Annotated in this window: 8 protein-coding genes; 7 read left to right on the plus strand and 1 reads right to left on the minus strand. The window is 73.6% G+C overall.

Annotation, left to right across the window (positions count from 1 at the left end; genetic code table 11):
- The first annotated feature begins 146 nt into the window (after nt 1-146).
- The 3 genes from aceE (at nt 147) to N866_RS02245 (ending at nt 4,730) form a co-directional block, all read left to right on the plus strand.
- A complete protein-coding gene (aceE, locus tag N866_RS02235; protein ID WP_034222040.1) occupies nt 147-2,885 on the plus strand; it encodes a pyruvate dehydrogenase (acetyl-transferring), homodimeric type in 2,739 nt (912 codons plus the stop codon).
- Between the two features lie 178 nt (nt 2,886-3,063).
- Complete coding sequence (locus N866_RS02240) at nt 3,064-3,453, plus strand: VOC family protein (protein WP_034222042.1); 390 nt, start codon at nt 3,064-3,066, stop codon at nt 3,451-3,453.
- Entirely contained in the window at nt 3,450-4,730 is a 1,281-nt protein-coding gene (locus N866_RS02245; protein WP_034222044.1) for an MFS transporter, read from the plus strand. Before N866_RS02240 ends, N866_RS02245 begins: the two co-directional genes overlap by 4 nt.
- A gap of 49 nt (nt 4,731-4,779) precedes the next feature.
- On the opposite strand, the gene N866_RS02250 is transcribed toward N866_RS02245, so the two are convergent.
- Nucleotides 4,780-5,463 carry a hypothetical protein gene (locus tag N866_RS02250; protein WP_034222046.1) on the minus strand — a complete coding sequence of 228 codons (684 nt, stop codon included), beginning with the start codon at nt 5,461-5,463 and terminating at the stop codon, nt 4,780-4,782.
- Nucleotides 5,464-5,691: 228 nt separating this feature from the next.
- Between N866_RS02250 and N866_RS02255 the strand changes: the two genes are divergently transcribed.
- The 4 genes from N866_RS02255 (at nt 5,692) to N866_RS02270 (ending at nt 9,340) form a co-directional block, all read left to right on the plus strand.
- Complete coding sequence (locus tag N866_RS02255; RefSeq protein ID WP_052022272.1) at nt 5,692-6,858, plus strand: PucR family transcriptional regulator; 1,167 nt, start codon at nt 5,692-5,694, stop codon at nt 6,856-6,858.
- A gap of 122 nt (nt 6,859-6,980) precedes the next feature.
- Nucleotides 6,981-7,997: an ACP S-malonyltransferase gene (locus N866_RS02260; protein ID WP_034222048.1), complete on the plus strand. Its 1,017-nt coding sequence runs from the start codon at nt 6,981-6,983 to the stop codon at nt 7,995-7,997.
- Nucleotides 7,994-8,998, plus strand: a complete 1,005-nt coding sequence (locus tag N866_RS02265) for a beta-ketoacyl-ACP synthase III (protein WP_034222051.1) — start codon at nt 7,994-7,996, stop codon at nt 8,996-8,998. The genes N866_RS02260 and N866_RS02265 overlap by 4 nt, the downstream gene beginning before the upstream one ends.
- Before the next feature lie 93 nt (nt 8,999-9,091).
- Nucleotides 9,092-9,340, plus strand: a complete 249-nt coding sequence (locus N866_RS02270) for an acyl carrier protein (RefSeq protein ID WP_034222053.1) — start codon at nt 9,092-9,094, stop codon at nt 9,338-9,340.
- The last annotated feature ends 68 nt before the right edge of the window (nt 9,341-9,408 follow it).

Consider the following 9,408-nt stretch of genomic DNA (forward strand, 5'->3'; position numbering starts at 1 on the left):
TTCTCGGTGTGACTTTGCCCGGTCGTGGGGAACACAATGGTCGGACGACCTCGACCCCGCCGCTGCGCCGACCGCGCACCGGCAGCCGCGGGTCGACCCGAGCGCCGCCGCAACCACGGTGGTGCGGACGAGAGGTGAGGTTGCTGGTGGCTGCACGCGACACGACGGGTCCGCTGATCAACGGGCTCCTCAGCACGGTCCCCGACATCGACCCGGAGGAGACCGGCGAGTGGGTCGAGTCCTTCGACGGGCTCGTCGACGAACGCGGCGGCCCCCGCGCCCGGTACGTCCTGCTGAACCTCCTCAAGCGGGCCCGGGAGCGCAACATCGCGGTCCCGACGTCGCTGAACACGCCCTACGTCAACACGATCGGCGTGCACGAGGAGCCCTACTTCCCCGGTGACGAGGCGGTCGAGCGGCGCTTCCGCAGCTGGATGCGCTGGAACGCCGCCGTGATGGTCACCCGCGCGCAGCGGCCCGAGGTGAGCGTCGGTGGGCACATCTCGTCCTTCGCGTCCGTCGCGACCCTGTACGAGGTCGGCTTCAACCACTTCTTCCGCGGCAAGGACCACCCCGGCGGCGGGGACCAGGTGCTCTTCCAGGGTCACGCCTCCCCCGGCATCTACGCCCGCGCGTTCCTCGAGGGGCGGCTCACGCCCGAGCAGCTCGACGCGTTCCGTCAGGAGGTCTCCGTCCCGGGCGGCGGCCTGTCGTCGTACCCGCACCCGCGGCTCATGCCCGACTTCTGGGAGTTCCCCACCGTCTCGATGGGCCTGGGCCCCGCGTCGGCGATCTACCAGGCGTGGGTCAACCGGTACATGCACAACCGCGGCATCAAGGACACGGCCGAGCAGCGCGTGTGGGCGTTCCTCGGCGACGGCGAGATGGACGAGCCGGAGAGCCGCGGCATGCTCCAGCTCGCGGCGCAGCAGGGCCTGGACAACCTGACCTTCGTCGTCAACGCGAACCTCCAGCGCCTCGACGGCCCGGTCCGCGGCAACGGCAAGATCATCCAGGAGCTCGAGGCGTTCTTCCGCGGCGCGGGCTGGAACGTCATCAAGGTCGTCTGGGGCCGGGAGTGGGACGCGCTGCTGAACGCGGACAAGGACCGCGCGCTCGTCAACCTCATGAACACCACGCCCGACGGCGACTTCCAGACGTACCGCGCCGAGAACGGCGCCTTCATCCGCGAGCACTTCTTCGGGCGCGACCCGCGCACCAAGGCGCTCGTGGAGCGGATGACCGACGACGAGATCTGGGCGCTCAAGCGCGGCGGTCACGACTACCGCAAGATCTACGCCGCCTATGCCGCCGCCACGGCCCACACCGGGCAGCCGACCGTGATCCTCGCCCACACCATCAAGGGCTACGGGCTGGGGTCCAGCTTCGCCGGGCGCATGGCCACGCACCAGATGAAGAAGCTCAAGTCGGACGACCTCAAGGCCCTGCGCGACTCCCTGCGCATCCCGATCGAGGACGACCAGCTCGAGGACCCGTACACGGCGCCGTACTACCACCCCGGCCAGGACGCGCCGGAGATCCAGTACATGCAGGAGCGGCGCCGAGCGCTCGGCGGCTTCGTCCCGGAGCGCCGCACGCGCCACTCGGAGATCACGCTGCCCGAGGCCAAGGTCTACGAGATCCTCGCCAAGGGCTCCGGCCAGCAGATGGTCGCGACGACCATGGCGTTCGTCCGGCTGCTCAAGGACCTCATCAAGGACAAGGGCTTCGGCAACCGGATCGTGCCGATCATCCCCGACGAGGCCCGTACGTTCGGCCTGGACTCGATCTTCCCCAGCGCGAAGATCTTCAACACCCAGGGCCAGAACTACCTCGCCGTCGACCGCGAGCTGATGCTGTCCTACAAGGAGTCGGAGTCGGGTCAGATCCTGCACACCGGCATCAACGAGGCCGGCTCGGCCGCGGCGTTCCAGGCCGTCGGCACCTCCTACGCCACGCAGGGCGAGGTCATGGTGCCGGTCTACATCTTCTACTCGATGTTCGGCTTCCAGCGGACCGGCGACCAGTTCTGGGCGGCCGGCGACCAGATGACCCGCGGCTTCATCATCGGCGCGACCGCCGGGCGCACCACGCTGACCGGTGAGGGCCTGCAGCACGCCGACGGCCACTCGCCGATCCTGGCGAGCACCAACCCGGCCGTCGTCCACTACGACCCGGCCTACGGGTACGAGATCCGGCACATCGTCCGCGACGGCCTGCAGCGCATGTACGGCGACGACGGGCGGGACCCCAACGTCATGTACTACCTGACGGTCTACAACGAGCCGATGCTCCAGCCGGCCGAGCCGGAGGACGTCGACGTCGAGGGCATCCTGCGGGGCATCCACCGGATCTCCGTCGCCGAGGGTGAGGGCCCCCGGGCCCAGATCCTCGCCTCGGGGGTCGGGGTGCCGTGGGCCCTGGAGGCCCAGGAGCTCCTGGCCGACGACTGGGGCGTGCGGGCGGACGTGTGGTCGGTGACCAGCTGGAACGAGCTGCGGCGCGACGGCCTGGCGGCCGACGAGCACAACTTCCTGCACCCCGACGCCGAGGAGCGGACGCCGTACCTCACGCAGAAGCTCCGCGACGCCCAGGGTCCGTTCGTCGCCACGAGCGACTTCACGCACCTCGTGCCGGACCAGGTCCGTCCGTGGGTGCCCGGCGACTTCGCCACCCTCGGTGCCGACGGCTTCGGCTTCTCGGACACCCGCGCTGCCGCGCGCCGCTTCTTCAAGATCGACGGCCCGTCCGTCGTCGTGAAGGTGCTGCAGCAGCTCGCCCGCCGTGGCGAGGTCGACCGGAGCCTCCCGGGCCAGGCGATCGAGCGCTACCAGCTGCACGACGTCCGCGCGGGCACGTCCGGCGCGGCCGGCGGCGACGCGTGAGCACGGGGCACTGAGGCCGCTCCCGTCGGAGCGGCACGACCGAGGCCCCACCCATCGGGTGGGGCCTCGGTCGTGCCACCACCGCACGGTCGCCGTCGCTCGTTGACCGCCCCGCGGACCGGTCGTAGATTCGGACCGCCGACCAGTCGACGGTCGCCTGGTCCGCGCTGGAGGCGTCATGCTCTCCGACTTCCCCGCGATGCCCGTGCTGGCCGTCACCGACCTCGACCGCGCACGGCGCTTCTACGAGGACACCCTCGGTCTCTCCCCGGGCGGTGAGGCGCCCGACGGGGTGGTCTACCGTGCCGGTGGGGTGGACCTCCTCGTCTACCCGTCGGCCTACGCGGGTACGAACAAGGCCACCGCTGTGGGCTTCCAGCTCCCCGAGGACGCCTTCGACGACGAGGTCGCCCGGCTGCGCGAGCGCGGGGTGGACTTCCAGGAGTTCGAGATGGAGGGGCTCACCTGGCGCGACGGCGTCGCCGAGATGGAGGGCATGCGCTCGGTGTGGTTCGCCGACCCCGACGGCAACATCCTCAACATCGGGACCCCGCCCGCCGCCGGGTGACACGCCAGGCCGACCGACCGGGTGCGGCCCGGAGGGTCGAGCGGACCTACCTCCTGCTCGTGCTGGGGAACACGCTCGCCTCCTCGTTCATCTGGGGCGTCAACACGCTCTTCCTGCTGGACGCGGGCCTGACCAACCTCGAGGCGTTCGCCGCGAACGCGTTCTTCACCCTGGGCGTCGTGCTGTTCGAGGTGCCCACCGGCGTCGTGGCGGACACCTGGGGCCGACGCACCTCGTACCTGCTCGGCACGGTGACCCTGGCCGTGACGACGCTCCTGTACCTCGGGCTGTGGCAGGTGGGCGCGCCCTTCTGGCAGTGGGCGGTCAGCTCCGTGCTCCTCGGTCTCGGCTTCACCTTCTTCTCCGGGGCGCTCGAGGCGTGGGTGGTGGACGCCCTGCGTCACGAGGGGTGGGCCGGTGACCTCGAAGGCGTGTTCGGGCGCGCGCAGGTCGTCATGGGGGCCGCGATGCTGACCGGCTCGGTCGTCGGCGGCCTGGTCGCGCAGGCCACCTCCCTCGGCGTCCCGTACCTCCTGCGCGTCGGCACCCTCGTCGTGATGGCGGTGGTCGCAGCGCTCCTGATGCGCGACATCGGCTTCGTCCCGGACCGGACCCGGCCGACCGCGGTCGTGGTGCGCGAGATCGCCCGCGAGTCGGTCCGCGCCGCAGGAGGCCGCCCACCGGTCCGCAACCTCATGGCTGCCGGGGCCTTCACCACGGGGGTCGGCTTCTACGCCTTCTACGCGATGCAGCCGTTCCTGCTCGACCTGTACGGGCGGAGCGGCGCGTACGCGGTCGCCGGCCTGGCAGCCGCCGTCGTCGCCGGGTCCCAGATCGTCGGTGGCGTCCTGGCCCCGCGGCTGCGCGCTGCCGTCCGCCGTCGCACGACGGCGATCATGGCCGGGACCCTGGTGAGCGCCGTCGTCCTCGCCGTGCTGGGCGTGACGACGTCGTTCCCGGTCGCCCTGGCACTCCTCGTCGTCTCGGGGCTCGCCCAGGCCGCCGTCGCGCCGGTCCGGCAGGCGCTGCTCAACGACCTCGTCCCGTCAGGGCAGCGCGCCACGCTGCTCTCGGCGGACTCGCTCGTGGGCGGCACGGGCGGCGTGGTGGTCCAGCCCCTCCTGGGGCGGGCGGCCGACGTGTGGGGGTACGGGGGCTCCTACGTACTGGGTGCCGCTGTGCAGCTCGTCGCGGTGCCGCTCGTGCGCCGTGCCCGGCACGGCGCGGGCGACGCCGACCTCCGGGCCGCCGTCCCGGTGCCGGGAGCACCGACCTGACCGGCGTCGGGACGGGGCGGCCGTCCCGCCGGTCCCTCCCCCGGTCGGGTCAGGGTCCCGGGATGTGCTCGCCGGCCTCGGCCACCCGTCGCTCGAGCTCGGGCTTGACCGCGGCGACGGCCCGGGTGTCGGGGTGCAGGTCCAGCGCGGCGAGGTGGTGCTTGGCCTCGAGGGGACGGTCGGCCTCGAGGGCGGCCAGCACGAGGTGCCGTCCCACCTCGGGCGTGTGCTCCTTGGCACGCCAGTGCCCGACGCCGAGGCCCAGGGCCTCGACCGGCATGCCGGCCTCGCGCAGGACCGCGAGGCCCTCGGCGAGCGCGTGGCCCGACGGGTCACGCTCGGCCGCCGTCTGCAGGCGGCGCAGCATGCCCTCGTGGTCGTCGTGGACGGACAGCCGCGCGAGCTCCACCAGCGGGTACCAGGCGCGCGGGTGGCCGGCCAGCTCCTCCGCCAGCGCCCAGACCGCGAGGTCGGCCGCACGCTGCTTCTCCACCTCGTCCTGCGGCGCCGTCAGCGGGTCGCCGTCGGGGCCCATCTCCGCGGCGCGGCGTCGGACGATCTCCGCCAGCGCCTGGAACGCGCGGACGTCGTTGGGGTCCTCGTGCAGGAGGGCACGGACCGAGTCCTCGTGGATCGTGTCGCGTCGACGGGCGGACGTCGGGCGGCGCACGCCGACCTTCGACGCCGAGACCGGACGGCGCAGGAGCCGACGGAGCCGTGGGAGCAAAACCATAGGACGACCATAACGGCATCATGGGTTCGCCATCCTGCCGAACCATGACCGCAGTCGGGCGGCGCCTGACCGGGCGCTCAGGCCGCGGCCAGGACCCCGCCAGGCCGCGGACGCAGCGGCGACCGTGACGGGCGACGTCCGGCCCGGCCCGGCCCGCACCCGTGCGACGTTGTAGACAGACGACAACAGATCCCGACCCCGACGGCGCGCCACCCCTATGCTGCGGCCATGGCCCGCCAGGCGATCCGCGACCAGGCGCACACGTTGCGCCGTCTGCACGACGGCAGCGGCCTGCTCGCCGCCGCCGCCCTGCGCAAGCTCGACGAGAACCTCCCGTGGTACCGCGCCCTGCCCGCGGAGGACCGGTCGTGGCTCGGTCTGGTCGTCCAGGCCGGCATCAGCAACTTCATCACCTGGTTCTCCGACCCCGCCACGCCCCCGCACGGCGCCGGGGAGATCTTCGCCGCGGCACCGCCGGAGCTGACGCGCTCCATCTCCCTGCAGCACACCCTCCAGCTCGTCCGCCTCATCGTCGAGGTGGTCGAGGACCACAGCGAGCGGCTCGCCGCCCCGGGCGGGGAGCGTGACCTCCGCGAAGCGGTCCTCCGCTACTCCCGCGAGGTGGCCTTCTCCGCCGCGGAGGTCTACGCCCGGGCCGCGGAGGTCCGCGGCGCATGGGACGCGCGCCTCGAGGCACTCGTGGTCGACGCCCTGGTCCGGGGGGACGCCGACGACGCGCTGCGGTCCCGGGTGGCCGCGCTCGGCTGGAGCGGCCACGGCAAGGCGCTCGTCATGGTCGGCACGACGTCCCACCCGCTCGACGACGTGCGCGCGGCGGAGCTGCGGCGGGCGACCCGCCGCGCCGCCGACGACGCCCTGGTCGGCATCCAGGGCGACCGGCTCGTCGTCGTGCTCGGCGGCGAGGGGGACCTCCGGGCGGCGGCGGCCTCGCTGCTCGCCCGCTTCGGGCCCGGTCCGGTGGTCATCGGCCCCTCCGTCCCGAGCCTCGCCGAGGCGGCCCGCTCCGCGTCGGCGGCGCTCGCCGGGCTCGCGGCGGCCCGGGCGTGGCCCACGGCCCCGCGTCCGGTGCTCGCCGACGAGCTGCTGCCCGAACGGGTGCTGGTCGGTGACACGGTGGCCCGCCGGACGCTGGTCGAGCAGGCGTACGCGCCGCTCCTGGCGGCGGGCGGCTCGCTGCTGGAGACCCTCGCGGCGCACGTGGAGCACGGCCGGTCCCTCGAGGCCGCCGCCCGCGTGCTCTACGTGCACCCGAACACCGTGCGGTACCGGCTGCGCAAGGTCGCCGAGGTGACGGGCTGGGACCCGCTGGACGCCCGCGAGGCGTACGTGCTGCAGACCGCACTGGCGCTGGGACGGCTCGACGGCGGCACGTGAGGGACGCGCCTGCGGACCGCGCAGGGACCGCGCAGGCGTTGTAGGAACTCGACAAGGTCGCGCGGCGAGGTTGGTGCTCGTCGTAGCCCGGGCCCCCCGGGGCCGACCGGCACAGTGAGCGGGTGCTTGCGATCGTCTGCCCGGGTCAGGGCTCCCAGACCCCCGGCTTCCTCTCCCCCTGGCTCGACCTCCCCGGCGTCCGGGAGCAGGTCGAGGGCCTGTCCGACGCCGCCGGCGTGGACCTGGTCCGCCACGGCACGGAGTCGGACGCGGAGACGATCCGGGACACCGCCGTGGCCCAGCCGCTCATCGTGGCCGCGTCGCTGGTGGCGCTGCGGGTCCTCCTGGACGGGCGCTCCCCGGAGGACGTCGCCGGGGTGACGGCCGGCCACTCCGTCGGCGAGCTCGCCGCCGCGGCGGTCGCCGGCGTGCTGACGGACGACGGCGCCGTGGGGCTCGTGGCGCACCGCGCCCGGGCCATGGCGGACGCAGCCGCGGCCGAGGCCACCGGGATGAGCGCCGTCGTCGGCGGCGACCCCCAGGGCGTGCTCGAGGCGATCGCCGCCGCCGGGCTCCACCCGGCGAACGTCAACGGGGGCGGCCAGGTCGTGGCCGCCGGGTCGCTCGAGGCCCTCGCGGCCCTGGCGGCCGCGCCCCCGGCCAAGGCACGGGTCATCCCCCTCCAGGTCGCCGGGGCGTTCCACACCCCCTACATGCAGACGGCGCACGAGCGCTTCGCCGCGGTCGCCACCGGCTGGCCGGCCGCGGACCCGCGGCTGCTGCTGCTCTCCGACGCCGACGGCGCCGCCTACCCCGCCTCGCCACAGGCGCCGTTCGGTCGCGCGGCGGACGTCCTGGCGCGCCTCGCGGCGCAGGTCGTCGCGCCGGTCCGCTGGGACCTGTGCCAAGAGACGATGCTCGCCCTGGGCGTCACGGGCCTCGTGGAGCTGGCGCCGGCAGGGGTGCTCACGGGCCTGGCGCGGCGTACGCTGCCGGGCGTGGAGACGGTGGCGGTGAAGTCGCCCGCCGACGTCGACGCCGCCCTGGACCTCGTCGCCCGCCACGGTGCCGCCCGGGACGCGTCCCGGCCCGGACCGGACGCGACCCCGTCCCCGACCGCCGAGGAGACCCCCGCGTGACCCGCCCCGTCCTGACCCAGGCCACCGGCCCGGCCCACTCCCGCATCCTCGGGCTGGGCGCGGCCCGCGGCGAGCACGTCGTGACGAACGACGACGTCGCCGGCCCGATCGACTCCTCCGACGAGTGGATCCGCCAGCGCACGGGCATCGTCACGCGACGACGCTCCGGTGCCGACACTGACGTCCTCGACCTCGCCGAGGCCGCGGCCCGGGACGCCATCGCGGACGCCGGGCTGACCGGCGCGGACATCGACGCGGTGATCCTCTCCACGGTCACGTACTTTCACCAGACGCCCGCCGGTGCCGCCGTGCTGGCGGACCGGCTCGGCGCGACCCCGGCCGCCGCCTACGACATCTCCGCGGCGTGCGCCGGCTACACGTACGGCATCGGGCAGGCGGACGCGCTCGTCCGTTCCGGCAACGCGCGCAACGTGCTGGTGATCGGCGCGGAGAAGATGAGCGACTTCATCGACCCGACCGACCGGTCGATCTCCTTCCTGCTCGGCGACGGCGCGGGCGCCGTCGTCATCGGCCCCTCGGACACGCCGGGCATCGGCCCGACGGTCTGGGGCTCGGACGGCTCGATGGCCCAGAGCATCCGCCAGACGGCGTCGTGGAAGGACGCGTTCGAGCAGGACGAGCCGTGGCCGACGCTCCGCCAGGAGGGCCCGACCGTCTTCAAGTGGGCGGCCTGGCAGATGGCGCCCGTGGCGGAGAAGGCGGTCGCCGCGGCGGGGCTCACCGTCGACGACATCGACGTCTTCGTGCCCCACCAGGCGAACATGCGGATCATCGACCAGATGATCAAGCAGCTGAAGCTGCCCGAGAAGGTCGTCGTGGGGCGCGACATCGCCGACACCGGCAACACCTCCGCCGCCTCGATCCCGCTGGCGATCGAGCGGCTGAAGCGCGAGGGTCAGGCGTCCTCGGGCGACCTCGCGCTCCAGATCGGCTTCGGCGCGGGGCTCGTCTACGCGGCCCAGGTCGTCGTCCTTCCCTGAGCCCACCCTTGGACCCCGGCGCCCGCGGGCGCCGACCGCACGACCCCAGGTGCTGCCCGCCGGGCAGGACCGAGACACCACGAGGAGACACACATGGCGTACAGCGAGCAGGAGATCCTGGAGGGCCTGGCGGAGATCGTCAGCGAGGAGACCGGTCTGCCGACGGACTCGGTCACGTCCGAGAAGTCCTTCACCGACGACCTCGACATCGACTCCCTGTCGATGATGACGATCGTCACGCTCGCCGAGGAGAAGTTCTCCGTCCGCATCCCCGACGACGAGGTCAAGAACCTGACCACGGTCGGCGACGCGGTCAGCTACATCGCGGGCGCGCAGGAGTGACCCCCGGCGGAGGCAGCCTGCCTCCGCACACCGTCGGCCGGGACGCGACCGTGACGCGTCCGGCCCCG

This window comes from Actinotalea ferrariae CF5-4, assembly GCF_000603945.1.
In the GTDB taxonomy this organism is placed as follows: domain Bacteria; phylum Actinomycetota; class Actinomycetes; order Actinomycetales; family Cellulomonadaceae; genus Actinotalea; species Actinotalea ferrariae.

Bases quoted from the DNA above. Each gene is read 5' to 3' on its own strand.
- N866_RS02240 (WP_034222042.1), top strand. From the start codon at position 3,064: ATGCTCTCCGACTTCCCCGCGATGCCCGTGCTGGCCGTCACCGACCTC.
- N866_RS02250 (WP_034222046.1), bottom strand. From the start codon at position 5,463: ATGGTTTTGCTCCCACGGCTCCGTCGGCTCCTGCGCCGTCCGGTCTCG.
- N866_RS02255 (WP_052022272.1), top strand. From the start codon at position 5,692: ATGGCCCGCCAGGCGATCCGCGACCAGGCGCACACGTTGCGCCGTCTG.
- N866_RS02270 (WP_034222053.1), top strand. From the start codon at position 9,092: ATGGCGTACAGCGAGCAGGAGATCCTGGAGGGCCTGGCGGAGATCGTC.